The following is a 22,743-nucleotide window of genomic DNA, read 5'->3' as shown; positions in this document are numbered from 1 at the left end:
GACGCGGGGTGGAGCAGCTCGGTAGCTCGCTGGGCTCATAACCCAGAGGTCGCAGGTTCAAATCCTGTCCCCGCTACTGCACGAGAAAGGCCCCGGACATCCGGGGCCTTTCTCGTTGTCCGGAGTGCGGTGCCCCCTCCCACGGCTGCCGGGAACACCTTGTTCGGGTACCTGTGGGGTGGTCGGTGGGGCTCGTGACGGATGGGGTAGGGTTGTCACATACCGACGCGGGGTGGAGCAGCTCGGTAGCTCGCTGGGCTCATAACCCAGAGGTCGCAGGTTCAAATCCTGTCCCCGCTACTGCACGACGAAGGCCCCGGACATCCGGGGCCTTCGTCGTTTCCGTCGACATCGCGACCGGTGGCCCATCTCGCCAGCGCGTTCGGCGGTCAGGGGTTGCGGGCCTCGGCGAGGATGGGGCCATGTCTTCAATCGGCAAGTGGTGGGGGCGGCTCGGCACGCTCCTGGGAACGGTGGTGCTGGCGGTGTTCGTGCCGGTCGCCGCGTGGGCCTCGACCGGCACCGGGGAACTGGTCGTGGAGGCCGCCCGGCGACGCGGGCGCGGTGGTGGCCTCTTCGGCTTCCTGGGCCTGCTCTGCTGCCTGGCGGTGGTGGCCGTGGTGGTCCTGCTGCTGGTCCGGCTCACCCGTAACCGGCGGCGCTGAGGGGGTTCCGCAGCGCCGCCCGCGCGCTGCGGTCCCGACACGGTGGCGCGCTCGGCGCGTGGTCTACTTGTCCGCGTGGAACTTCTGCACTCGGGCAAAGTGAGGGACGTCTACTCGGACGGTGACGACCTGATCCTGGTCGCCTCGGACCGCGTCTCCGTCTACGACGTGGTGCTGCCGACGCCGATCCCGGACAAGGGCAAGCTGCTCACCGCGTTGTCACTCTGGTGGTTCGAGCAGCTCGCCGACCTGGTGCCGCACCACGTCATCTCCGCCACCGACGTGCCGGCGGAGTTCGCCGGGCGGGCGATCCGGTGTCGCCGCTTGCGGATGGTCCCGGTGGAGTGCGTCGCCCGTGGGTTCCTCACCGGCGGAGGCCTCAAGGAGTACCAGAGCACCGGTGCGGTGTCCGGCGTCGTGCTGCCGCGTGGCCTGGGCGAGGCGTCCATCCTGCCCGAGCCGATCTTCACCCCGTCGACCAAGGCGCCGATGGGGGAGCACGACGAGCCGATGACCTTCGCCGAGGTGGTCGACGAGGTCGGCGCGGAGACCGCCGAGCGGCTGCGGAAGCTGACCATCGACGTCTACTGCCGGGGTGCCGAGCTGGCCGCCGAGCGGGGCATCCTGGTCGCCGACACCAAGATCGAGCTGGGCTGGGCGGCGGACGGCACCCTGGTCCTGGCCGACGAGGTGCTCACTCCGGACTCGTCCCGCTTCTGGCCGGCCGAGTCGTACCAGCCGGGCCGTACGCAGTTCTCCTACGACAAGCAGTACGTGCGGGACTGGGCGGCCGGCAGCGGGTGGGACAAGAGCGAACCGGCACCCGAGGTGCCGGACGAGGTGGTCGAGGCCACCCGGGCCCGCTACGTGGACGTCTACGAGAAGATCACCGGCAACCGCTGGGAGTGATCCCGGGATTCTGGCGTCACTCGCTGCGGTGCCGGCCGATGTGCTGCTCGGTGGGGGCGGTCGCGGAGGTGATCCGGACCGTGGTGCCGGCCGGGCCGGTCGTGACGTCCATCGCGTCGGTCAGCTCGCGGGCCAGCCAGAGTCCCCAGCCTCCGGCGGTCTCCGGCGCCGGCCGGCTGCGGTCGTCGAGGCGTTGCACGCTGATCCCCTGGCCGTGGTCGGAGACCTCGCACATCACCAGGTCGGCCTCCGTCCAGAGGCGTAGCCAGCCCTGCCCTCCGCCGTGCCGGACCGCGTTGGTGATCAGCTCGTTGACCGCGAGCACGAAGTCGTCCAGGCGGTCGTCGCGCAGCCCCGCGGCGCGCACACAGGAGGTGACCGAGTGTCGCAACTCGGTCACCTGGGCCTGGTCGAAGGCGTCAGCGATCAGGAGGGTGTGTTCGATGGGCACCACCGTACGCGGTGTGCGGGGTTCTGCGTTCGTCATGGCCCCGTCCCGACAGGAGATCGCAGAGCTTTACGCGGCTTTTTCCACCGTACGTCAGGGTTCGTAGCGCCGCATCGCCGAGGACCCCCCGAACGGGCTGTGGCATGGTGACGGGCGTGTCCGCCCCCGGTGGTTTCGAACTCCCCCTCTGGCGGGCCGTCGCGGTCTTCCGGGTGGCCTCGCTGGCGTACGTCTGCGTCGTCGTGCTGCGCGACGCGGACCGCTACGCCCACCCGCTGCTCGCCGGTGTGCTGGTGCTGGTGATGGCGGCCTGGACCGCCGTCACCGCGATCGGCTACGCCACTCCGGCCCGGCGCGGCTGGCCGCTGCTGCTGGCCGATCTCGGCGTCGTGGTGGCGATCCTCCTGGCCACCCCGTGGGTGATGGGCCGCGCCGCACTGGACGCGGGCCTGCCGACCATGGCGGTTGCCTGGTTGAGCGGTCCGGTGCTGGCCTGGGCGGTCTGCGGCGGACGGCGACGCGGGGCGCTGGCCGCCGTGGTCGTCGGCGCCACCGACCTGGCCACCCGGGGAATGGCCACCCCGACCGCGATCAACGGCGCGATCCTGATGCTGCTCGCCGGAGTCGTCGTCGGGCACGTCGCCCGGCTCACCGTGACCGCCGGGGAGCGGTTGCAGCGGGCGGTCGAGATCGAGGCCGCCAACCGGGAACGGGAACGGCTGGCCCGGGACATCCACGACTCGGTGCTCCAGGTGCTCGCCCTGGTGCAGCGGCGCGGCGAACGGCTCGACGGCGAGGCCGGCGAACTGGCCCGCCTCGCCGGTGAGCAGGAGGCGGCGTTGCGGATGCTGATCTCCGGCACCGGTCCGTTGTCCGGCGACGACGTGGACGCACCGGTGGACCTGAACGCCCTGCTCGGCCGGTACGCCTCGGGCAGCGTGTCGCTGTCCGCGCCGGCCACCCCGGTGCCGCTGCCACCGGCGGTGGCCCGCGAACTGGCCGCCGCGACCGGGGCCGCGCTGGACAACGTCGCCCGACACGGCGGCGGACGCGCCTGGGTGCTGGTCGAGGACGAGGGGACGGCGGTGACCGTGTCGATCCGCGACGAGGGGGCCGGTTTCGCCCCGGAACGACTGGCCGAGGCCGCCGCCCAGGGTCGGCTCGGCGTGACCCACGCGATCCAGGGACGACTCGCCGACCTCGGCGGGACCGCCCGGATCAGCTCCACCCCGGGCGCCGGCACCGAGGTCGAGCTCACCGTGCCGAGGAGGGGATCGTGAACGGCGTACGCGTGATGGTGGTCGACGACCACCCGATGTGGCGGGAAGGGGTGGCCCGCGATCTCACCGAGGCCGGCCACGAGGTGGTGGCCAGTTGCGGCGAGGGCCGACAGGCGGTCCGGGTCATCGGCGCGGCCCGGCCCGACCTGGTGGTGCTCGACCTGCAACTGCCGGACATCTCCGGGGTGCAGGTGATCCGGGGACTGCGGGCGGAACGGCCCGACGTGCGGGTGCTGATGCTCTCGGCCAGCGGCGAGCAGCAGGGAGTGCTGGACGCGGTGAAGGCCGGCGCCACCGGTTACCTGCTGAAGTCCGCCGGGCTGGCGGAGTTCCTGGACGCGGTCCGGCGGACCGCCGCCGGAGAACCGGTCTTCACGCCCGGCCTGGCCGGGCTGGTGCTGGGCGAGTACCGCCGGTTGGCCGCCGTACGGGAACAGGCCCCGGACGGCACACCGGACAGCGCACCCCGGCTCACCGAACGGGAGACCGAGGTGCTGCGCCTGGTGGCCAAGGGGATGTCCTACAAGCAGATCGCCGAGCGGCTCGGACTGTCCCACCGGACGGTGCAGAACCACGTGCAGAACACGCTCGGCAAGCTGCAACTGCACAACCGGGTGGAGCTCACCCGGTACGCGATCGAGCGCGGCCTGGACGAGTGACGCCGTGAGCGGGACTCAGACCGAGTGCGGCGGTCGGGTCTCGTGTACGGCCAACTCCTCGGCGCTGGCCCCGCCACCGGCCGCTCCCGCGTCGTACGCGATGGAGTCGGTCTCCTGGTCGGTGTGCGTGCCCTCGTCCGGTTCGACGAGTCGGCCCACGGTGGCGTCGGCGACGGTGCCCAGCCGGTCGTGGTCGTAGAGCGACACCGGGGAGTTCGGGTCGGAGGTCGGGCCCGGGTCGATCACGTCGGCGTCGAGCTGCGCCTGTGCCGCCTGCTCCCGACTGTCCGCCTCGGCCGCGATGTCCGGGTCGACCGGACCGGCCAGCGGATCGTCGACCGGCAGTTCGAACTGCTCCCGGCCGAGCTTGTAGTCCAGCGACTCGCCGTCGAGCTGCTCCTCGGCGGTGGTGCCGAACTCGTCCACGGCCACCGGGGTCCGGTCACCGGGCAACTGGGCCGGCGCCGGGCCGTCCGCCTCCCGACCGGTCAGCACGTCGTCACCGGCCGTCGAGTCGTCGTCGGCGGTGTCCGGCAGGCCGTCGGCCTCAGGGTCGGACAGGGGGGTCGGGTACTCGTCGTCGCGCATGACTGACCACTACCCGTTGCCCTCCGGCCGTAACCGGTCCCGCCCGCGCCGTTGCGGCAGCCGCCGCTGGTGGGCCACCGCCGCGACCGTGCCGGCGGCGGCCAGGCCGACCGCGGCGGTCATCCGGACGAGCTGTCGGCGTCGCCCGTGCCAGCCGCCCTCCGGCAGCGCCTCGGCGTCCGGCCGGAACACGTTCCCGGTGCCTCGGGGCGGGGCGCGGGCCCGAACTGGGTGCGCTGCACGTACCAGCCGAGGAGGCGCTCGGCGGCGGCCGGGGCGAGTCGCCAGGGCAGGCCGATCAACCGGGCGGCCCCACCCGCGTACGCCTCGCGGCGCGGCCTGCGCAGCAGCCGGACGATCGTCTCGGCGACCACCTCCGGCGGGTAGACCGGCGGTGGGGGTGTCAGCTCCCGGCCGCTGTGGTTGGCGGCGTGCCGGAAGAACGGTGTGTCGATGGTGGCCGGAAGCACGGTGCAGACCGAGATCGCACCGCGCCCGGTGAGCCGCAGCTCCTGGCGGACCGTGTCGGCCAGCCCTCGGATGCCGTGTTTGGCGGCGTTGTACGGCGACTGGTACGGCATCGCCACCTCGGCCAGGATCGAGGCGTTGTTGACCACCACACCGCCGCCGGCGGCCGACAGGTGGGGCAGCGCGGCCCGGATGCCGTTGGCGCTGCCGAGCAGGCTCACGTCCAGCACCCGGCGGAACTCCGCCTCCGGGATCTCGTCGAAGAGTCCGACCGCCCCGACCGCCGCGTTGTTGATCCAGGCGTCGATCCGGCCGAACTCGCTCGCCGCCACGTACGCCAGCCGGCGCACCGCGTCCGGGTCGGTGACGTCGGTCGGCACCACCAGCGCCCGACCGCCCAGCTCACGACAGTGCCCGGCGACCCGTTCCAGGGCCGGTGCGGAGCGGGCGGCCAGCACCACGGCACAGCCACGACGGGCCAGCGCGTAGGCGGTCGCCGCACCGATGCCGCTGGAACCGCCGGTGATCACCACGACCGCGTCGGCGAGCTTTCGGGCGAGGGGCATTCCTCATCGGTACCCCCTGGTGTCCGGGTCATGCGCGCCGGACAGCGCCGGATCTGCCATGTTTCGGCTCGTCGGAGCCCGGTTAATGGGACGCTCTGACCTGAGACCACCGCCCCATCCGCATGGAGGTGACCCATGCGCGTCGGCCTCGTCTGCGCCCACGCCGCTTCGCCGCCGTCCGGCGACGGTACCGTCGTCGGCACCTACCAGCACATCGCACGGGTCGCCGCCGAACTGGCGGGGAGAGGTCACGACGTACGGGTCTACACCCGACGGGACGATCCGGAGGCGGTCGAGAGCGACCTCGTCGACGGCTACCGGGTGGAGCGTGCGCCGGTCGGCCCGATCACCCCGATCCCCACCGCCGAGCTGGTGCCGTACGTGCCGGCGTTCGGCCAGTGGCTGGCCGACCGATGGTCCGGCGACTGGACCCCGGACGTGGTGCACGGGCACTACTGGGTCGGTGGACTGGCCGCCGCGCAGGCGGTCCGGGAGACCGACATCCCGGTGGTGCAGACGTTCCACTCCCTCGGCATGGAGCAACTCCGCCACCTCGGTTCGCAGTACGACGGGCCGGGCACCCGCATCCCGCTGGAACGGGCACTGACCCGGGCGGTGGACATGGCGGTGGCCCAGTGCAACGACGAGGTGGACGAGCTGACCCGGATGGGTCTGCAACGCAGCTCGGTGGCGATGGTCCCGACCGGAGTGGACATCGACCGGTTCCACCCGGACGGCGAGGCGGCCCCCCGGGAGCAGCGGTCCCGGATCCTCTCCGTCGGCGGGCTCTCGCGAGGCCACGGGCAGGACGACCTGATCCGCGCGATGCGTCTGGTCGGCGACGCGGAACTGGTGATCGCCGGTGGTCCGCCCGCGGAGGGGCTGGCCCGGCACGCCGAGGCCCGCCGGCTGCGGGAACTGGCCGAGCGGATCGGGGTGGGGGAGCAGGTGCACCTGGTGGGCGCCGTGCCGCACGAGCAGATGGCCACCTGGTACCGCTCGGCCGACGTGGTCGCCTGCACACCGCGCTACTCCTCGGCCGGGCGGGTGTCGCTGGAGGCGATGGCCTGCGGGGTTCCGGTGGTCGGCTACGCCATGGGCGGTATCGCCGACGCGGTGGTGGACGAGGTGACCGGCAAGCTGGTGCCGCCGGGTGACGTCCGGACCCTGGGGATGACGTTGCGCCGCCTGCTCACCGACAACGCGGGCCGGTTCGCCTACGGGCACGCCGCGGTGGACCGGGTCCGGTGCAGCTACACCTGGGAGCGAACAGCCTCCGCCCTGGAACGGCTCTACGAGCGGGTGGTCGGTCGGCGTAAGCCCGTCGAGGCGGCCTGAGACAGCCCGGAGGCGGCCGGGGAGAGTTGGTCGGCCGGATGCGCGACCGGGCCGACCGTGTCGCCCCGTCGCGGCCCGCTGGGCTGCGGTCCGATCAGCGGCTTGCCGGCGACGACCGCCCGCGAGGTCTCCTGGGCGACGGCGTGGTGGTGCTGGGGCTCGGCGTACCGGGTCAGGCCGATCACCGAGGCGAGGGTGACCAGGAAGCCGACCGCCGCGAGCCACTCCCGGCCGGGCCAGATCTTGTCGTTGAGTAGCAGCAACCCGACGATCGCGGCGGGCACCGCCCCGGCGGCGTCCATCGCGGCGACCGCCGCCGTGGTGGAGCCGCGCTGCATGGCCAGGCCGAGCAGCAACTGACCGACCACGGAGTGACCGACCAGCACGTAGAGCAGCGGGTCGGCGAGGAACGCGTCCCAGGTCGGTGCGGAGGCCAGCGGGCGGGCGGCCACCGCGGCGGCGGAGAAGGCCAGCCCGGCCAGCGATCCGAGCGCCACCGAGCCGGGGGCTCCGCGCAACCGGACCGCGAAGAAGCCGAGCACCGCGATCACGCCGAGCGTCACCAGCAAGGCGATCATGCCGGCGGTGCCGAGCGGCTTGGACTGCGCCGGCCGGGCGGAGAGCACCAGCGCGGTGATCCCGGCGAAGAGCAGGAGCAGCAGCACCACCTCGGCGACCGGCAGCCGCCATTTCAGCACCAGCACACCGAGGATCGCGGTGACCCCGAGCCCGGCCGCCACGCTCGCCTGCACCAGGAACAACGGCAGGTCCCGGCGGGCCAGGAAGGCGAGCACGAAACCACCCACCTGGCAGACCAGACCGACCAGGTAGGCGCGGTGTCCGGCCAGGCGCAGCAGCAGACCGGGATCGAAGGTGTGCTGCACCGTGGTGCGGGCCGCGGCGACCGACTGCAACAGGTTGGCAACGCCGTACGCGACGATCATCGCCGCGAGGAAACACCAACCCGAGGTAGCCACCTGGCGAGGATAGAGGTAACCCGACGTCAGTGCGCGGCGGGCCGACCGAGCCTGTCGAGGATGTCGGGGTGCAGTGCCCCGTTGCTGGCCACCGCGCTGTTGTCGCCTCCGGCGGGGGCCGGTCTACCGGCCAGATCGGTGAACGCGCCACCCGCCTCGGTGACGATGGGTACCAATGCGGCCACGTCCCAGAGCGACAACTCGGGTTCGACCATGACGTCCAGTGCGCCCTCGGCCAGCAGCATGTAACCGTAGAAGTCGCCGTAGGCGCGACTGCGCCAGGTGTCGCGCATCAGTTGGAGCATCGGCTCCAGCCGACCGGCCTCCTCCCAGCCGCCGAGCGAGGAGTAGCAGAAGCTCGCGTCGGTCAGCTCCGTCACGGCGGAGACCCGGATCGGCTCGCCCGAGGCGGCGTCCGGGCCCGCGTACGCCCCGGTGTCCTTCGCCGCCCACCAGCGGCGGCCCAGGGCCGGTGCGGAGACCAGCCCGGCGACCGGCCGGCCGTCCTCCAGCAGCGCGATCAGGGTGGCCCAGACGGGCACTCCCCGGACGAAGTTCTTGGTGCCGTCGATCGGGTCCACCACCCACTGCCGGGTGCCGGCGGCCGGCGACGCGCCGTACTCCTCGCCGAGCAGCCCGTCGTCCGGCCGGTGCTCGGTCAGCAGCGCGCGGATCGCGCGCTCCACGGCGGTGTCCGCGTCGGAGACGGGGGTGAGGTCGGGCTTCGCCTCCACCCGCAGGTCGAGCGCGCGGAACCGGGCCGCCGAGATGGCGTCGGCGGCGTCGGCGAGCCGGTGGGCGAGAGCGAGGTCGTCGGCGTACCCGGTCATGTCGGACACCGTAGCGACGCCGGGCGCGGCCGGTCCCGCCGGGCCGCCGTGGGCCCCGGAGCGGCTCAGGGATGCCCGCGCGGCTCGGTCTCGCCGCGCGGCTCCAGGTCACCGGCCCGGGAGGCCAGCAACCGGCGGTACGAGGCCAACCGGCGGGAATCCGCCCGCCCCTGCGCCACCCAGGCGTCCAGCGCGCAGTCGGCCTCGTCGGCGGTGTGCGGACAGTTGGCCGAGCAGTCGACGGTCGCCTCGACCAGGTCGGGGAAGCCGTGCAGCAGGCTCTCGGCCGAGACGTGCGCCAGCCCGAAGCTGCGGACGCCGGGGGTGTCGACGATCCAGCCCGGGTCCTCCGCGCCGCCCGGCAGGGCGGGCAGCCGCAACGCCACCGCGCTGGTCGAGGTGTGTCGCCCCCGGCCGATCGCGCTGACCACGCCGACGGCCCGGTCGGCCTCCGGGACCAGCCGGTTGACCAGCGTCGACTTGCCGACCCCGGAGTGCCCGACGAGCACCGACACCCGGCCGGCGAGCAGGCCGCGCAGCGCGTCCAGCGGCGAGTCCGGCCGGATCAGCACGTACCGCAGTTCCAGCTCGGTGTAGTAGTCGAGCACCGCCTCGGGGCCGGCCAGGTCGGCCTTGGTCAGGCAGAGCAGTGGTTCGATGTCCGCGTCGTACGCGGCGACCAGGCAGCGGTCGATGAACCCGGTACGCGGCGGCGGGTCGGCCAGCGCGCTGACGATCACGAGCTGGTCGGCGTTGGCGACGACCACCCGTTCCAGCCGACCCTCGGCGGTGCTGGCGTCGTCCTCGGCGGTCCGTCGCAGCACGGAGTGGCGGGGCGCGATCCGGACGATACGGGCCAGCGCCCCGTCCGCGCCGGAGACGTCCCCGACCAGGGCCACCCGATCACCGACCACCACCGACTTGCGGCCCAGCTCGCGGGCGCGCATCGCGGTGACGGTGGGGTCGTCGGGCCCGTCCCCGGTCAGCACGCAGGTGTAGCGCCCCCGGTCCACCGCGATGACGAAACCGTCCCGGGCGTCGGCGTGTCGGGGGCGGGTACGGGTGCGTGGACGCGAGGACTTCCCGGGTCGGACCCGGACGTCGTCCTCGTCGTACTCGCGTCGCCTGGTCGCCAGGTCCGCCCCTCCGTCGTCGGTCAGCTCTTGCCGGTCACCATCGCCGACCATAGTGCCGGAAACTCGGGCATGGTCTTCGAGGTGCACGCCACGTCGTTCAACTCGACGCCGGGAACGGCCAGACCGGCGATCGCCCCGGCGTGCGCCATCCGGTGGTCGTCGTAGGTGTGGAACACCCCGCCCCGCAGCGGCCGGGGGCGGATCTCCAGGCCGTCGGCCGCCTCCGTGACGTCGGCGCCCAGCGCGGTGAACTCCCGGGCCAGCGCGGCCAGCCGGTCGGTCTCGTGCCCCCGGATGTGCTCGACACCGGTGAACACCGACGGGGAGTCGGCGAGCATCGCCAGCGCGGTCAGGGCCGGGGTCAGCTCGCTGACGTCGGAGAGGTCGGCGCGCAGCCCGTGCACCGTCCCGGTGCCGCGCACGGTGAGCCCGTCGGTGGTGAGCGCGACCTCCGCGCCCATCTGCTGCAACAACGAGCGGAGCCGGTCCACCGGCTGCACGCTGCTGCCCGGCCAGCCCTGTAGCGTCACCTCGCCGCCGGTGACCAGCGCGGCGGCGAAGAACGGCACCGCGCCGGAGAGGTCGGGCTCGATCTGCCAGCCGCGCCCGGTCAGCGGGCCCGGCTCGACCACCCAGACGTCCGCCGTGCTGTCGTCCACCGCCGCCCCGGCCGAGCGCAGCATCTGCACGGTCATCCGCAGGTGGGGCGCGGAGGGCACCGGCGGGCCGACGTGGCGTACCACCAGGCCCCGGTCGAAGCGCGGGGCCGCCAGCAGCAGGCCGGAGACGAGTTGGCTGGAGGCGGAGGCGTCGATGACGACCTCGCCGCCGGTCACCCGGCCGGTGCCCAGGACCGCCAGCGGCAGGCTGCCCGGACCGGTGGTGTCGATGCGGACGCCGAGCGAGCGCAGCGCCTCGATCAGCGGACCCAGCGGCCGGGTGCGGGCGTGCGGGTCGCCGTCGAAGGTGACCCGTCCGTCGGCCAGCCCGGCGACCGGCGGTACGAACCGCATGATCGTGCCGGCCAGGCCGACGTCGACGTGGGCCGGACCGGCCAACGGGTGCGGCCGGACCAGCCAGCGCTCGTCGTCGGCGATCGACACGTGCGCGCCCATCGCCCGCAGCCCACCGGCCATCAACTCGGTGTCCCGGGCGCGCAGCGGCGCGGCCAGGGTCGAGGGGCCGGTGGCCAGCGCGCTGAGCACCAGGGCACGGTTGGTCATCGACTTGGACCCGGGCAGGCGCAGCGACGCCGACACCGGATCGCTGGCCGTCGGGGCGGTCCACGGCTGTAGCGGCCGGGTCGCGGTCAGGTTCCCCACGGTTCCATTCTGCCGTGTGCCGGGCGTCGGCGGACCGCACCGGTTCCCACTCCCGATGATCGGGACAGCCGGGTGGGCCGGTGGCGCGCTAGCGTGTCCGGCATGTGTGGGAGGTACGCCACGACCCGGAGCTCCGGTGACCTGAGCGGGCTGTTCGAGTCCGCCGACGAGACCGGCGGCGCCCTGGCGGTCGACTACAACGTGGCACCGACCGACCCGGTGCCGTTGGTGCGGATCACCTCCGAGGGGCACCGGGCGCTCTGTCTGGCCCGCTGGGGCCTGGTGCCGCCGTGGTCCCGCTCACCCGCCGGCGCCGCGCGCATGATCAACGCGCGGGCCGAGACGGTCGCGACCAGCCGGGCGTACGCGCCGTCCTTCGCCCGCCGCCGCGCCCTGGTCCCGGCCGACGGCTGGTACGAGTGGGTCCGTCGGGCGGACGGCACGAAGCAGGCGTTCTATCTGACCCCGCGCGACGGGTCGGTGCTCGCCTTCGCCGGCATCTGGTCGGTCTGGGGCGGGCCCGATCACCCGCTGCTGACCTGCAGCGTGGTGACCACCAGCGCGTTGGGTGAGCTGGCCGAGGTGCACGACCGGATGCCGTTGCTGCTGCCGCCGGAGCGCTGGGCGACCTGGCTGGGCGGGGGAGGCGAGCCGGCGGAGCTGCTCGTCCCGCCGGCACCGGAGTGGCTGGCCGGGCTGGAGGTACGTCCGGTGGGTCCGGCGGTCGGTGACGTCCGCAACGACGGTCCCCGGTTGACCGCCCGGGTGCCTCTCGCGGCCCCGTCCGGGCCGGAAGACGCGACCCTGTTCTGATTGCGCCCCGCATATTGTCGGGAGTGATTTGCCGCAGTTGCGGGTGAAAGGTGGAGGGCTCTTTCTGCCAACTTCCCGGCAGACTCTTGTCCCCGCGTCGCTAAATGCGATAGAACACAGCGCCGGTGGTGGGTGTCGTTCACGTCGGGTGAACGATGCTCATCGATATCGCTGGTCCCACGGGGGAGGTGGGTGGATGACACGGGCGCGTATGCCCCGTCCGCACGAGGTGGCCGCCGCACGGCGTGATCCACGACTGTTGAGAGCGCTGCGTGAGCGGCGACAGGACGAAGCCTGGCGTACCCGGGGGACATGCCAGAACGTCGACCCGGAGACGTTCTTTCCGGCGCCGAACGAGCCGGCCGACGCGGCGGTGGCACTCTGCAATAGCTGCGACGTGCAGGGTTCCTGTCTGGCCTGGGCGCTGGAGGTGGGCGACTGCCACGGCGTGTGGGGTGGTACCACACCCCGCGAGCGGCGGGCGATGCTGGTGGCCTGGCGTGACGAGGTCCAACCGGACCCGGACGCGGCCAGCGAGGCCGGTCCGCCGGTCCGCGACCGGCTGCTCACGCTGGTGCCGTTGAGCTGATCGGAGACGCCGGTCCGGGGCCGGACGGAACGTCGTCGACGTGGTCGTCCCGCCCCGGTGCCGGCATTCGCGCCATCTCACGCAGCACTGCGACTGCGGCCGACGCGACATCTCCACGGCCGGTGCGGTCGGCGGCGTGGACGGCGATGCGGGCCGCCGCCGGCCGGGCCGTCGGCGGCCCGCAGAATGGTGCCGTGCCGCACGACGACCTGATCGAGACCCCGCACGGCCCGGCGCGGGTGGACACCGACCACCCGACCGGCCCGTGCGGCGCGCTGCTGCTGCTCGGGCACGGGGCGGGCGGCGGGGTCGACGCCCCCGATCTGCTCGCGCTGCGCGACGCGGCGGTGGACGCCGGGCTGGTCGTGGTCCGGGTGACGCAGCCCTACCGGGTGGCCGGTCGGCGTGCCCCGGCCCCGGCCGGACAGCTCGACACCGCGTGGACCGCCGTGTCGACCGTGCTCCGCGCGCGTCACCCGGGCTTACCGGTGCTGGTGGGGGGTCGCTCCAGTGGCGCGCGGGTGGCCTGCCGGACGGCGCGCGGCGTGGGCGCGGTCGGGGTGGTCGCGCTGGCCTTTCCGCTGCATCCGCCCGGCCGCCCGGAGCGCAGCCGGGCCGCCGAGTTGGCCACCGGCGTGCCGACGCTGGTGGTCAACGGCGACCGGGACCCGTTCGGGGTGCCCGAGCCGGGGCCGGACGTCCGCGTGGTGATCCGGCCGGGCCAGCGTCACGACCTGCGTGGCGACCCGCCCGGGACGGCGGCGCTGGTGATCGACTGGATGCGCGAGCACGGCTGGGTGCGGTCCTGATCGTCTGCCGTCCGGTCGACTCCGAGGCGGCAGTCGACGGCGCCTGCCGGGTCCGCGCCGTTTCCGGGGGCCGCGCCGGGTCGTTGCATCCGATGGTGTCGCCCGCCCGTTGCGGTTGGTGGCACCGGGCTCCCAGGCCCTTCCTGGTCCCAGCCGTGTGATCCGCGCGGCCGGGACCAGGATCGGGAGTCGGATCCGGAATGCCCTGGCCTGCGGTGGGTGTTGAACCCCTCGGATGACCACTGTGCGAGGGGGTGACCGGTGCCGACCGAGATCCGGAACCGGGAACGCGACGAGCGGGACGCGCGGCAGCTACGGAGGTTGCTGGCGGGCCCGGACTGGCCGGCGACGGTGTCACCGGCCGAGGTGGCGACGGGCACACCCGTCGGAACCGAATCTTCCGGCAGGTCCGTGCGCGTATCCTCGGCGGGGAAGCATCCGACCCGAGGGGATGTGCGGTTGACCACCGAGAAGACGGACGAGCGCAGGGCCCGGTTCGAGCGGGACGCGATGCCATTCGTCGATCAGCTGTACGCGGCCGGCCTGCGAATGACGCGTAACCCGGCGGATGCCGAGGACCTGGTCCAGGAGACCTATCTGAAGGCGTATGCGGCCTTCCACCAGTTCGAACAGGGCACGAACCTGAAGGCCTGGCTGTACCGGATCCTGACCAACACCTACATCAACTCCTACCGGAAGCGGCAGCGGCAGCCGGTCCAGGCACCCACCGACGAGATCACCGACTGGCAGCTCGCCGAGGCCGAGTCGCACACCTCCAGCGGGTTGCGCTCCGCCGAGATGGAGGCGCTCGACCGGTTGCCTGACAGCGACGTCAAGGAGGCCCTCCAGCAGTTGCCGGAGGAGTTCCGGCTGGCGGTGTACCTGACCGACGTCGAGGGGTTCTCCTACAAGGAGGTCGCCGACATCATGGGTACGCCGATCGGCACCGTGATGTCGCGGTTGCACCGGGGTCGTCGTAATCTGCGCAAGCTGCTTGAGGGCTACGCCGCGGAGCGCGGCTTCTCCGCCGCGCCGTCGTCGGCCCGGAGTTCCGCTGCCACCGGCCGGGAGGTGTGACGTGAGCTGTGGAGACCCGCACGAGACGGACTGCCGCGAGGTCCTCGCCGAGGTCTACCTCTACCTCGATCTTGAGTGCGCCCAGGAACGGCGTTCCCGGATCCGTCACCACCTCGACGAGTGCGGGCCCTGCCTGCGCGAGTACGGCATCGAGCAGGAGGTGAAGGCGCTGGTGGCCCGGTGCTGCGGCAACGAGTCCGCGCCGGACGAACTGCGCGAGCGGCTACGGGTACGGCTCAGCGAGATCGTGGTGTTCGAGAGCACCGAGTCCCGCGAACTGGCCGACTGAACCGGTCGACGCGCCGGAGACGACGACGCCGGTGGCCCGCAGGGGCCACCGGCGTCTCGCTGTCCGGTCCGGCGGGACCGGAGCGTCGTCGTCAGGAGTTGGGGCGCTTGCCGTGGTTGGCGGCGCTCTTCTTCCGGGCCTTCTTCTTGCGGGCCTTCTTCGCCATACTGACCTCCTCGTGATGATCGCCTGCGCACGACCTCGACTCCGGGGCACGCGACCGGCCCGCCGGAGCCGGGGTCCGACCCGTTGATGCTAGTGCGGTCGGCGTCGGCGCATCCTCGCCGGGGGCTGCTGCTCGCCGCCCGGAGGCGACCGTCACATGATTGGATGTGGCGCAGGCAGTCGCGAGAGAAGGGGCCGGGAGATGGCCGAGGAGATCCGCGCCGAGATGGTGGCGAACGTCTGGAAGGTCGTCGCGTCGACCGGGGACACCGTGTCCGAGGGGGACACCCTGGTGATCCTGGAGTCGATGAAGATGGAGATCCCGGTGATCGCCGAGTCCGACGGCGTCGTCGAGCAGCTCGCGGTCAACGAGGGCGACGTGGTGCAGGACGGTGACCTGATCGCGGTGATCGGTTGACCGGCGTCCTGGTCCGACCGGCCGAGCCGGCCGACTTCACCGCCGTGGCCCGGCTGACCGTCGCGGCGTACGAGGCCGACGGCCAGCTCAAGGGCGAACACGGCTACGCCGAGGTGCTGGCCGACGTCAGCGGTCGGGCGGCGCACGGCCGGATCCTGGTCGCCGTCGACTCGGCCACCGGTCAGGTGCTCGGCACGGTCACCTTCGTCCTGCCCGGCAGCCGGTACGCCGAGATGTGTCGGCCGGACGAGGCGGAGTTCCGGATGCTGGCGGTCGATCCGGCCGCCCAGGGGCGTGGTGTCGGTGCCGCCCTGGTCGAGGCGTGCGTGGCGGAGGCGACCGGGCGGGGCTGCACCGCGCTGGCCATCTGCGTACGCGCCGGCCACGCCGAGTCGGCACACCGGCTCTACCGGCGGCGGGGCTTCGTCCGCGTACCGGCGCAGGACTGGTCGCCGTTGCCCGGTGTCGACCTGCTCGCGCTGCGCCTGCCGCTGGCTCCGACCGGCTGAGCGGTCACGCCCCGACGGCTGTCGGCGGCCGGGCGGTCACGTCTGGGCGGGTGCGGTCGGCAGCGCGATCGCGGCCAGCAGCTCGTAGGCGACCTCCAACGCCACCCGCTTGCGCTCGACGTCGGTGATGTCCGGCGTACGGACGGCGAACCAACTGCTGTGCACGGCGAACAGGGCCAGCACGGCGCGTAGCTGGGCACCGGCGCTGTCGTCGCCCCGGCAGAGCACGGAGGACAGCCGGAACATCCGCTCGCGCATCTCCCGCCCGGCGGAGAGGTTCTTCAGGGCGGTCTGGTTCTGTTCGAAGAACCGCATCACCGAGGGCTGCTCGCCGCCGAACATCGCGTCGGCGTACCGCTCGATCAGCGCCCGGCGGGTGGCGAGCGTGTCCGGTTGGGCCTCGCCCCAGGAGATCAGCGAGTCCATCCGGCCCAGCCGGTCCTCGACCACGCTGGTGACGATCTCGTCCTTGCTCTTGAAGTGGTAGTAGAGGGCGGCCTTGGTGACGCCGAGTCGTTCGGCGACCTCGCGCAGCGAGGTCCCCTCATAACCCTGCTCGGTGAAGAGTTCCAGCGCGACGGCCTTGATCCGTTCCCGGGTGCCGCCTGTGCTCTGGCTCACCTGCACCACCTAATCCAGTTGACCGGTATCTGCTGTCCAACTTACCGTCCGGCTAGTAAGGTAGCTAGCCGGTCGGCAAGTAAGTGCGCCACATTCTCGGGGGGAGAGCTTACCTATGGCCCCACAACAGCAGGTCGCCGCGCGACCCAACATCCGACTCGTCCTGTTCGGGCTGATGATCGCCATGATGCTGGCGATGCTCGACAACATGATCGTCAGCACCGCGCTACCCCGCATCGTCGGCGAGTTCGGTGGGCTCAACCACTTCACCTGGGTGGTGACCGCGTACGTGCTGGGCACCACCGTCTCGACCCCGATCTGGGGCAAGCTCGGCGACCTGTACGGCCGCAAGAACGTCTTCCTCACCGCCGTGGTGATCTTCCTGGTCGGCTCCGCGCTCTGCGGCATGTCCGGCTCGGCGATGCTCGGCGGGCCCGACGACGGGATGGTCCAGCTCATCGCCTTCCGCGCGGTGCAGGGCCTCGGCGCCGGTGGCCTGATGGTCGGCGTGATGGCGATCATCGGCGACCTGGTCCCGCCCCGCGAGCGCGGCCGGTACCAGGGCATGATCGCCGGGATCATGGCCATCGCCATGGTGGCCGGTCCGCTGGTCGGCGGTTTCATCACCGACCACCTCTCCTGGCGTTGGGCGTTCTACGTCAACCTGCCGCTCGGCGGTGTGGCGCTGGTGCTGCTGATCGCCACCCTGCGTCTGCCCCGGTACCGCACCGAGCACCGGATCGACTGGCTCGGCGCCGCGCTGCTGTCGGTCGGCATCACCGCGATCGTGCTGATCACCACGTGGGGCGGCAACGAGTACGCCTGGCGCTCCCCGCAGATCCTCGGCCTCGCCGCCCTGGCGCTCGCCGCGCTGGTGGCCTTCGGGTTCGTCGAGCGGTACGCCCCCGAGCCGATCCTGCCGCTCGGCCTGTTCGCCAACCGGAACTTCGCCCTGATCTCCACGATCGGCTTCCTGCTCGGCTTCGCGATGTTCGGCGCGATGAACTTCCTGCCGCTCTATCAGCAGACCGTGCAGGGCGCCTCGGCCACCAACTCGGGCCTGCTCCTGCTGCCGCTGATGTTCGGCATGCTGGTGGTCTCGCTGCTCGTCGGCCGGGCCATCACCCGGACCGGTCGCTACCGGATCTATCCGATCGCCGGCGGCGCGGTGATGGCCGTCGGGCTCGCCCTGCTGAGCCTGTTGGACGTGCACACCAGCAAGGTCCAGTCGTCGCTCTACATGATCGTGCTCGGCGTCGGCATGGGCTTCCTGATGCAGACGTCGATGCTGATCGCGCAGAACAGCGTGGAGCAGAAGGACCTCGGCGCGGCCAGCGGCGCGGCCACCTTCTTCCGCTCCATCGGCGGCTCGTTCGGCATCTCGCTGTTCGGCGCGATCTTCGCCAACCGGCTGGCCGGCACCGCTGCCGGTGGCGCCTTCAGCGGCGGCGGTGAGGCCGGGGCGGCGATGAACATCGACCAGCTCCGGGAACTGCCGGCACAGGCCCGCGAGGCGGTGCTCGGTGGGCTGGCCGATGCGATCTCGCACGTGTTCCTGTGGGCGGTGCTCTTCGCCGTGCTGGTGCCGGTGCTGGCCTGGTTCATCCGGGAGATCCCACTGCGCACCAGCAACGAACCGACCGGCACCCCGGAGGAGCAGGCCGAAACCGCTCTCGCCCGCAACCCGGCGTAAGGATCGGTGAAAGGAGGGGTCCCCTGCTAACGCCTCGTGCATAGCAGGGGACCCCTCCTTGCATCCGTGAGCGAGGTGCGACGGATCAGGGTGGGCCCGGCAGGCGGGTGCGGAACGGGCGCAGCAGCCGGCTCAGCAGGACGCGGAGCGCAGAGCGGTGCCCGCCGCCGGGTGCGCCGGCCAGGGAACGCGCCAGGGCCACGCTGTCCGGGTCGAGATCCGGGGTGGTCAACGCCAGGTGAGCCACGGAGGCGGCCATCGGCACCGGGCCCTCCCGGGTCGCCTCGGCCACGGTGGCCAGCCGGGCGGCGACCAGCCCGGCCACGTCGGGGCGGACCGACGGGTCCACCCAGGCGGCGGTGACCAGCGCGAACAGGGCCGCCTCGGTGACCTCCTCGGTGTCGGTCAGCTCGGTGAGCACCCGTCGTCGCGTCGAGGTGGCCCACGCCTCGTCGGTGCGGTGGTGCAGCAGGCCGAGGCAGGCCCACACCTGCACGCAGCGCACCCAGAGCGCGGGGTCCTGCCCGGCGAGCACCCGGCCCAGCGCGGTCGGCGGTGCCTCCGGTGGGTGGGCCAGCAGGCCGAGCAGGTCCGGCAGGTCGAGCGTGGCCAGTCCGACCGCGGAGTCGTACGCGGCCGGGGGGTGCGGCCAGGCGGGGTGGGCGAGGTGTTGCAGCCGGCGGGCCGCGTCCGCCGAGGGCGGTGCCGGTGTCTCGCCCGCCTCCTCCGCAGGCGGACGGGAGCCGACCGGTGTCACCTGTCCCAACCAGGGGCGGCCCCGGCAGCACTCGGCGAGGTCGCCGTGCTCGTGGGAGTCGTCCGGATGGTCGCGGACGAAGTCGGCCAACGCGACCAGGTGGCGTACGTCGCCGTCGCGCTGGAACCGCAGCCGGTGGGCGGTGTGCACCGCGCAGTCGAAGGACGGGTTGCGGGTCAACGCCCGCTCGATCCAGACCAGCGCCTCGTCCAGCCGGCCGTGGTCGGCCAGCGTGCCGGCGATGTCGGCGTACACGGCGAGGTCGTCCGGGTCGTGGTCGACAGCACGGCGCAGCGCGGCGAGCGCCTCCCGGGTACGCCCGGCGCTGCGCAGCGCGTACCCGAGCCAGACCTCGCCGATCTTGGACGGTGTGGCCCGTACGCCCCGGGTGGCCCAGCGGACCGCGAGCGGCACCTCGCCGACCCGCCGGGCCAGCGCGGAGGCCGTGCCGAGCAGCAGCCCGTGTTCGGGGTGGACGGTGACCGCGTTGCGGGCCAGCGTCAGATAGGCCGCCAGGGCGGCCCGGTCGGACGCGGGCACCGGGTCGGGTGCGGCGGCGCAGACCTGCATCAGGACCCGGGCCGCCTGGTCCGGGCCGAGGCGTTCGGCCAGTTCGGGCGAGGTGACCCAGGGCACGCCGGCCCAGTCCGCGCCCGGCGCGTGCGCGGTGGCGGCGACCAGCAGGTCGAGCCCCTCGGCGGGGCGGCCGGCGGCGGCGAGCAGGTGTGCCCGCGCGACGACCGCGCCGATGAAGGTGTGATGTTGCAGGGGGAAGAGTTCCACCGCGTCGTCACCGCCGACGGCGGCCAGCCGGGCCAGGGTCTCGTGGACCTCGGGCAGCGTCGGCGCCCGGGCCAGCGCGGCCGCGACATGGTCAGCGGCGTGTGCCAGGTCGCCGGAGTCCAGGGCCCGCCGGGCCAGGGCCAGTTCCTCGGTCGCCGGCAACGCCCGATCGTCGGTTCCCTCGGCCACGTCGTCCTCTCGGTGGTAGGTACGGGTTGCGCGGTGAGGTCGGGTCAGCGTAGGTGACGACACCCAGTTTTGGTGATCCACTGCGCAGTACTGCGCGTTCGGTTGCCCATACGTGAAGAAACCTGCAAGACTGAGCATCAAACGCGCGGGAACCGCGCAGGGGAGGAGTTCGCGTGACGCGCCCAGGTAGCGGCATGGCCGCCGACATCGACGAGCAGCCGGCCGGTTACGAGCGGCTGCTCTCCGACGAGCACGCGGCACCGATCGCCCGGGTCGCCGCCGCCGTCGCCGAGCGCCGCCCACGGCACGTGGTGTTCACCGCGCGCGGCACCTCCGACCACGCCGCGCTCTACGGGGCGTACCTCGCCGAGATCCGTCTCGGCCTGCCGGCCGGGCTCGCCTCGCCCAGCGCCGTCACCCTCTTCGGCGCCCGACCGGACCTCTCCGACGCCCTGGTCGTCGGCGTCAGCCAGAGCGGCGGCTCGCCCGACCTGACCGCGGTGCTCCGGGCCGCCCGGGACTCCGGCGCCCTCACCCTCGCGGTCACCAACGCGCCGGACTCCCCGCTGGCCCGGACCGCCGAACTCTCCGTCGACATCGCCGCCGGGCACGAGCGGGCGGTGGCGGCGACCAAGACGTACACGGCGGAACTGCTCGCCCTGCTGATGCTGGTCGAGGGGATCCGGTCCGGCGACGGCCGGCTGCCGGACGACGAGCGCCGGGCGCTGGCCGCGCTGCCGGAACTGGCCGCCCGCACCCTCGCCGACCAGACCGCCACCCAGCTCGCGCCCCGCTACCGCTTCGCCGGGCAACTGGTCACCACCGGCCGGGGGTACGCGTACCCGACGGCCCGGGAGGCCGCACTCAAGCTGATGGAGACGTCGTACCTGCCGGCGTTGTCCTTCTCCGGCGCCGACCTGCTGCACGGCCCGCTCGCCATGACCGACCCGGACGTGCCGGTGCTCGCCGTGGTCGGCTCCGGGCCGGGCGGGCAGGCGATGCGCGAGGTGCTGCCCCGGCTCGGCGAGCGCCGCGCCGACGTGGTCGTGGTCGGTTCCGCCGAGGTCGAGGGGGCGACCCGGCTCGGCGTGCCCGAGGTCGACGAGCGCCTCGCCCCGCTGCTGGACATCCTGCCGCTGCAACGGCTGGCGCTGGCCCTCGCGCTGACCCGGGGCGAGGACCCGGACGCGCCCCGGGGCCTGAAGAAGGTCACCGCGACGATGTGACCCTCGACGTGGCACGCTGGTCGGCGTGTCAACGCTGCGCGATCTCGCCGAGGAGCACACCCGTCTGCGTCCGGCGGACATCGACCACCTGCACCGCATCGCCGGTGACTGGCAGTTGCTGTCCGACCTGTCCTTCGCCGACCTGCTGCTCTGGGTCCCGGTCGACGGCGAGGGGAGCTTCCTCTGCGTGGCCCAGGTCCGCCCCACCACCGCGCCCACCGCCTACCAGGACGACCAGGTGGGGCGCATCGTCGGCGGCCCGGAGGTGGCGCACCTGGAGGTGGCCTACGGGCAGGGGCGGATCTGGCGGGAGGGCGATCCGGTCTGGTACGGCGACGTGCCCGCCCGGCACGAGGCGATCCCGGTCCGCCTGCGCGCCGCCGACGGGGAGTCCGGCGAGGTGATCGCCGTGGTGGGCCGGGACACCAACCTGTCCACCGCCCGGACCCCCAGCCAGTTGGAGCTGAACTACCTCACCACCGCCGACGACCTGGCGCAGATGATCGCCGACGGCACGTTCCCGCCGCCCCGGCACCCCGGCGAGACCACCTCGGCGCCCCGGGTCGGCGACGGCCTGGTCCGGCTGGACGCCGGGGGCAAGGTCACCTACGCCAGCCCGAACGCACAGTCGGCGTACCGTCGGTTGGGCTACGCCTCCCACCTGGTGGGCGAGGATCTCGCGGCGCTGCACCGCCGGCTGGCCAACGACCCGCTGGAGGGGACCGAGGCCGGCAACGGCATCCTCGCCGCGCTGCGTGGCGAGGCGCCACCCCGGCGCGAGATCGACGCGCGCGGCGCGACCATGCTCACCCGGGCACTGCCGCTGATGCCCGCCGGTGTGCCGATCGGCGCGCTGGTGCTGGTCCGGGACATCACCGAGGTACGCCGCCGGGACCGGGCGCTGATCACCAAGGACGCCACCATCCGGGAGATCCACCACCGGGTGAAGAACAACCTCCAAACCGTCGCGGCGCTGCTGCGTCTCCAGGCCCGCCGGGTCGGCATGCCGGAGGCGCGGGTCGCCCTGGAGGAGTCGGTACGCCGGGTCGCCTCGATCGCGCTGGTGCACGAGACGCTCTCCATGTCCAGTGACGAGGCGGTCGAGTTCGACGGGATCGTCGACCGGGTGGCCAGCGCGGCGACCGAGGTGGCGGCGACCGAGGTGAGCGTCGGGATGCGCCGCACGGGCAGCTTCGGCGTCCTGCCGGCCGAGATCGCCACCTCGCTGGTGATGGTGCTCAACGAACTGCTGCTCAACGCCGTCGAGCACGGCTTTCCGCCGGCCGGTGAGACCGAGGACGAGGAGGAGGCCGCGGTCGAGCCGGAACCGCCGGGCCAGCCAGGCGTCGACGCGCCCGAGGTGGTGGTGTCGGCGCACCGGGCCCGCAAGATGCTGCACGTCACCGTCGCCGACAACGGTCGCGGGTTGCCGGACGACTTCGACGCCTCCGGTGGCCGCAAACTCGGCCTACAGATCGTCCGGGCGCTGGTCACCGGCGAACTCCGGGGCAGCATCGAGCTGCGGCCCGGCGCCGAGGGCGGCACCGAGGCGGTCCTGAGCGTTCCGCTGGCCCGCAGCGCCCCCGAACGCCCCGGCGCCTGAGCGTCCCGGGCGTCGG

At 73.1% G+C, this 22,743-nt stretch carries 25 protein-coding genes and 2 tRNA genes; 17 read left to right on the top strand and 10 right to left on the bottom strand.

Annotated elements, in window-relative coordinates:
• The first annotated feature begins 2 nt into the window (after positions 1 to 2).
• The 4 genes from ACQVFL_RS25495 to ACQVFL_RS25480 all read left to right on the top strand — a co-directional run bounded on the left by ACQVFL_RS25495 (position 3) and on the right by ACQVFL_RS25480 (position 1,574).
• Positions 3 to 76: transfer RNA gene (locus tag ACQVFL_RS25495), tRNA-Met, on the top strand.
• 150 nt (positions 77 to 226) lie between these two features.
• Positions 227 to 300, top strand: a tRNA-Met gene (locus ACQVFL_RS25490).
• A gap of 122 nt (positions 301 to 422) precedes the next feature.
• Positions 423 to 665 (top strand): hypothetical protein, encoded by a 243-nt coding sequence (locus ACQVFL_RS25485; RefSeq protein WP_431727756.1) that lies wholly within the window; start codon positions 423 to 425, stop codon positions 663 to 665.
• A 75-nt stretch (positions 666 to 740) separates the two neighbouring features.
• Entirely contained in the window at positions 741 to 1,574 is an 834-nt protein-coding gene (locus ACQVFL_RS25480; RefSeq protein WP_396690535.1) for a phosphoribosylaminoimidazolesuccinocarboxamide synthase, read from the top strand.
• 16 nt (positions 1,575 to 1,590) lie between these two features.
• Here the strand turns inward: ACQVFL_RS25480 and ACQVFL_RS25475 are convergent, their stop codons facing one another.
• Entirely contained in the window at positions 1,591 to 2,061 is a 471-nt protein-coding gene (locus ACQVFL_RS25475) for an ATP-binding protein (protein WP_396690537.1), read from the bottom strand.
• A gap of 116 nt (positions 2,062 to 2,177) precedes the next feature.
• On the opposite strand from ACQVFL_RS25475, the gene macS reads away from it, so the two are divergent.
• Positions 2,178 to 3,302, top strand: coding sequence for a MacS family sensor histidine kinase (gene macS, locus ACQVFL_RS25470; RefSeq protein ID WP_396690539.1), 1,125 nt, complete (start codon positions 2,178 to 2,180; stop codon positions 3,300 to 3,302).
• Between the two features lie 14 nt (positions 3,303 to 3,316).
• Complete coding sequence (locus ACQVFL_RS25465; protein WP_431729890.1) at positions 3,317 to 3,961, top strand: response regulator; 645 nt, start codon at positions 3,317 to 3,319, stop codon at positions 3,959 to 3,961.
• Positions 3,962 to 3,976: 15 nt separating this feature from the next.
• Here the strand turns inward: ACQVFL_RS25465 and ACQVFL_RS25460 are convergent, their stop codons facing one another.
• Positions 3,977 to 4,549 carry a DUF5709 domain-containing protein gene (locus ACQVFL_RS25460; RefSeq protein WP_350692591.1) on the bottom strand — a complete coding sequence of 191 codons (573 nt, stop codon included), beginning with the start codon at positions 4,547 to 4,549 and terminating at the stop codon, positions 3,977 to 3,979.
• 119 nt (positions 4,550 to 4,668) lie between these two features.
• Positions 4,669 to 5,583 carry an SDR family oxidoreductase gene (locus tag ACQVFL_RS25455; RefSeq protein WP_431727755.1) on the bottom strand — a complete coding sequence of 305 codons (915 nt, stop codon included), beginning with the start codon at positions 5,581 to 5,583 and terminating at the stop codon, positions 4,669 to 4,671.
• 135 nt (positions 5,584 to 5,718) lie between these two features.
• Here ACQVFL_RS25455 and ACQVFL_RS25450 point away from each other — a divergent pair, with 135 nt between their 5' ends.
• Entirely contained in the window at positions 5,719 to 6,921 is a 1,203-nt protein-coding gene (locus tag ACQVFL_RS25450; RefSeq protein ID WP_396690544.1) for a glycosyltransferase, read from the top strand.
• Here ACQVFL_RS25450 and ACQVFL_RS25445 read toward each other — a convergent pair.
• The 4 genes from ACQVFL_RS25445 to aroA all read right to left on the bottom strand — a co-directional run bounded on the left by ACQVFL_RS25445 (position 6,876) and on the right by aroA (position 11,186).
• Positions 6,876 to 7,865: a hypothetical protein gene (locus ACQVFL_RS25445; RefSeq protein WP_396690994.1), complete on the bottom strand. Its 990-nt coding sequence runs from the start codon at positions 7,863 to 7,865 to the stop codon at positions 6,876 to 6,878. The two genes, ACQVFL_RS25450 and ACQVFL_RS25445, sit on opposite strands and share 46 nt — an antisense overlap.
• Before the next feature lie 59 nt (positions 7,866 to 7,924).
• The gene (hisN, locus tag ACQVFL_RS25440; protein ID WP_431727754.1) at positions 7,925 to 8,728 is read right to left on the bottom strand and encodes a histidinol-phosphatase; all 804 of its coding nucleotides are present in this window, start codon (positions 8,726 to 8,728) and stop codon (positions 7,925 to 7,927) included.
• Positions 8,729 to 8,793: 65 nt separating this feature from the next.
• Positions 8,794 to 9,915: a ribosome small subunit-dependent GTPase A gene (rsgA, locus tag ACQVFL_RS25435; protein WP_396690548.1), complete on the bottom strand. Its 1,122-nt coding sequence runs from the start codon at positions 9,913 to 9,915 to the stop codon at positions 8,794 to 8,796.
• Positions 9,885 to 11,186 carry a 3-phosphoshikimate 1-carboxyvinyltransferase gene (gene aroA / locus ACQVFL_RS25430; protein ID WP_396690550.1) on the bottom strand — a complete coding sequence of 434 codons (1,302 nt, stop codon included), beginning with the start codon at positions 11,184 to 11,186 and terminating at the stop codon, positions 9,885 to 9,887. Before aroA ends, rsgA begins: the two co-directional genes overlap by 31 nt.
• Positions 11,187 to 11,288: 102 nt before the next feature.
• Here aroA and ACQVFL_RS25425 point away from each other — a divergent pair, with 102 nt between their 5' ends.
• The 5 genes from ACQVFL_RS25425 (at position 11,289) to rsrA (ending at position 14,763) form a co-directional block, all read left to right on the top strand.
• Entirely contained in the window at positions 11,289 to 11,999 is a 711-nt protein-coding gene (locus ACQVFL_RS25425; RefSeq protein ID WP_396690551.1) for an SOS response-associated peptidase, read from the top strand.
• A 196-nt stretch (positions 12,000 to 12,195) separates the two neighbouring features.
• Positions 12,196 to 12,588, top strand: a complete 393-nt coding sequence (locus ACQVFL_RS25420) for a WhiB family transcriptional regulator (protein WP_396690552.1) — start codon at positions 12,196 to 12,198, stop codon at positions 12,586 to 12,588.
• A 194-nt stretch (positions 12,589 to 12,782) separates the two neighbouring features.
• Positions 12,783 to 13,397 (top strand): alpha/beta hydrolase family protein, encoded by a 615-nt coding sequence (locus ACQVFL_RS25415; protein WP_431727753.1) that lies wholly within the window; start codon positions 12,783 to 12,785, stop codon positions 13,395 to 13,397.
• A 261-nt stretch (positions 13,398 to 13,658) separates the two neighbouring features.
• The gene (locus ACQVFL_RS25410) at positions 13,659 to 14,474 is read left to right on the top strand and encodes a sigma-70 family RNA polymerase sigma factor (RefSeq protein WP_431727752.1); all 816 of its coding nucleotides are present in this window, start codon (positions 13,659 to 13,661) and stop codon (positions 14,472 to 14,474) included.
• 1 nt (position 14,475) lies between these two features.
• Positions 14,476 to 14,763: a mycothiol system anti-sigma-R factor gene (gene rsrA / locus ACQVFL_RS25405; RefSeq protein ID WP_131054331.1), complete on the top strand. Its 288-nt coding sequence runs from the start codon at positions 14,476 to 14,478 to the stop codon at positions 14,761 to 14,763.
• Positions 14,764 to 14,854: 91 nt separating this feature from the next.
• Here rsrA and ACQVFL_RS25400 read toward each other — a convergent pair whose 3' ends face one another.
• A complete protein-coding gene (locus ACQVFL_RS25400) occupies positions 14,855 to 14,929 on the bottom strand; it encodes a 50S ribosomal protein bL37 (protein WP_370461611.1) in 75 nt (24 codons plus the stop codon).
• Positions 14,930 to 15,130: 201 nt separating this feature from the next.
• On the opposite strand from ACQVFL_RS25400, the gene ACQVFL_RS25395 reads away from it, so the two are divergent.
• Positions 15,131 to 15,346 carry a biotin/lipoyl-binding carrier protein gene (locus ACQVFL_RS25395; protein ID WP_396690557.1) on the top strand — a complete coding sequence of 72 codons (216 nt, stop codon included), beginning with the start codon at positions 15,131 to 15,133 and terminating at the stop codon, positions 15,344 to 15,346.
• A complete protein-coding gene (locus ACQVFL_RS25390; RefSeq protein WP_396690559.1) occupies positions 15,343 to 15,855 on the top strand; it encodes a GNAT family N-acetyltransferase in 513 nt (170 codons plus the stop codon). The genes ACQVFL_RS25395 and ACQVFL_RS25390 overlap by 4 nt, the downstream gene beginning before the upstream one ends.
• A 36-nt stretch (positions 15,856 to 15,891) precedes the next feature.
• Here ACQVFL_RS25390 and ACQVFL_RS25385 read toward each other — a convergent pair whose 3' ends face one another.
• The gene (locus ACQVFL_RS25385; RefSeq protein WP_396690561.1) at positions 15,892 to 16,476 is read right to left on the bottom strand and encodes a TetR/AcrR family transcriptional regulator; all 585 of its coding nucleotides are present in this window, start codon (positions 16,474 to 16,476) and stop codon (positions 15,892 to 15,894) included.
• Positions 16,477 to 16,591: 115 nt separating this feature from the next.
• Between ACQVFL_RS25385 and ACQVFL_RS25380 the strand changes: the two genes are divergently transcribed.
• Positions 16,592 to 18,169 carry an MDR family MFS transporter gene (locus ACQVFL_RS25380; protein WP_396690563.1) on the top strand — a complete coding sequence of 526 codons (1,578 nt, stop codon included), beginning with the start codon at positions 16,592 to 16,594 and terminating at the stop codon, positions 18,167 to 18,169.
• Between the two features lie 85 nt (positions 18,170 to 18,254).
• Here ACQVFL_RS25380 and ACQVFL_RS25375 read toward each other — a convergent pair whose 3' ends face one another.
• Complete coding sequence (locus tag ACQVFL_RS25375) at positions 18,255 to 19,898, bottom strand: tetratricopeptide repeat protein (RefSeq protein WP_431727751.1); 1,644 nt, start codon at positions 19,896 to 19,898, stop codon at positions 18,255 to 18,257.
• Positions 19,899 to 20,092: 194 nt separating this feature from the next.
• Here ACQVFL_RS25375 and ACQVFL_RS25370 point away from each other — a divergent pair, with 194 nt between their 5' ends.
• Together ACQVFL_RS25370 and ACQVFL_RS25365 are read left to right on the top strand one after the other, a co-directional pair.
• Positions 20,093 to 21,124: an SIS domain-containing protein gene (locus ACQVFL_RS25370; protein WP_431729889.1), complete on the top strand. Its 1,032-nt coding sequence runs from the start codon at positions 20,093 to 20,095 to the stop codon at positions 21,122 to 21,124.
• A 25-nt stretch (positions 21,125 to 21,149) separates the two neighbouring features.
• On the top strand, positions 21,150 to 22,727 hold the full coding sequence (locus tag ACQVFL_RS25365; protein WP_431727750.1) for a histidine kinase N-terminal domain-containing protein: 1,578 nt from the start codon (positions 21,150 to 21,152) through the stop codon (positions 22,725 to 22,727).
• The last annotated feature ends 16 nt before the right edge of the window (positions 22,728 to 22,743 follow it).

This window comes from Verrucosispora sp. TAA-831 (assembly GCF_050780145.1).
Taxonomy (GTDB): Bacteria; Actinomycetota; Actinomycetes; order Mycobacteriales; family Micromonosporaceae; genus Micromonospora.
The sequence above is the reverse complement of the archived record's forward strand: the minus strand, read 5'-3'. Positions and strand labels throughout refer to the sequence as shown.

Excerpts from the sequence above, each read along its gene's own strand:
- ACQVFL_RS25420 (WP_396690552.1), top strand. The coding sequence starts at position 12,196 with ATGACACGGGCGCGTATGCCCCGTCCGCACGAGGTGGCCGCCGCACGG.
- ACQVFL_RS25370 (WP_431729889.1), top strand. The coding sequence starts at position 20,093 with ATGGCCGCCGACATCGACGAGCAGCCGGCCGGTTACGAGCGGCTGCTC.
- ACQVFL_RS25465 (WP_431729890.1), top strand. The coding sequence starts at position 3,317 with ATGGTGGTCGACGACCACCCGATGTGGCGGGAAGGGGTGGCCCGCGAT.
- hisN (WP_431727754.1), bottom strand. The coding sequence starts at position 8,728 with ATGACCGGGTACGCCGACGACCTCGCTCTCGCCCACCGGCTCGCCGAC.
- ACQVFL_RS25395 (WP_396690557.1), top strand. The coding sequence starts at position 15,131 with ATGGCCGAGGAGATCCGCGCCGAGATGGTGGCGAACGTCTGGAAGGTC.
- ACQVFL_RS25475 (WP_396690537.1), bottom strand. The coding sequence starts at position 2,061 with ATGACGAACGCAGAACCCCGCACACCGCGTACGGTGGTGCCCATCGAA.
- ACQVFL_RS25455 (WP_431727755.1), bottom strand. The coding sequence starts at position 5,583 with ATGCCCCTCGCCCGAAAGCTCGCCGACGCGGTCGTGGTGATCACCGGC.
- rsgA (WP_396690548.1), bottom strand. The coding sequence starts at position 9,915 with ATGGTCGGCGATGGTGACCGGCAAGAGCTGACCGACGACGGAGGGGCG.
- ACQVFL_RS25450 (WP_396690544.1), top strand. The coding sequence starts at position 5,719 with ATGCGCGTCGGCCTCGTCTGCGCCCACGCCGCTTCGCCGCCGTCCGGC.
- ACQVFL_RS25425 (WP_396690551.1), top strand. The coding sequence starts at position 11,289 with ATGTGTGGGAGGTACGCCACGACCCGGAGCTCCGGTGACCTGAGCGGG.
- ACQVFL_RS25460 (WP_350692591.1), bottom strand. The coding sequence starts at position 4,549 with ATGCGCGACGACGAGTACCCGACCCCCCTGTCCGACCCTGAGGCCGAC.
- ACQVFL_RS25485 (WP_431727756.1), top strand. The coding sequence starts at position 423 with ATGTCTTCAATCGGCAAGTGGTGGGGGCGGCTCGGCACGCTCCTGGGA.
- ACQVFL_RS25445 (WP_396690994.1), bottom strand. The coding sequence starts at position 7,865 with ATGATCGTCGCGTACGGCGTTGCCAACCTGTTGCAGTCGGTCGCCGCG.
- ACQVFL_RS25380 (WP_396690563.1), top strand. The coding sequence starts at position 16,592 with ATGGCCCCACAACAGCAGGTCGCCGCGCGACCCAACATCCGACTCGTC.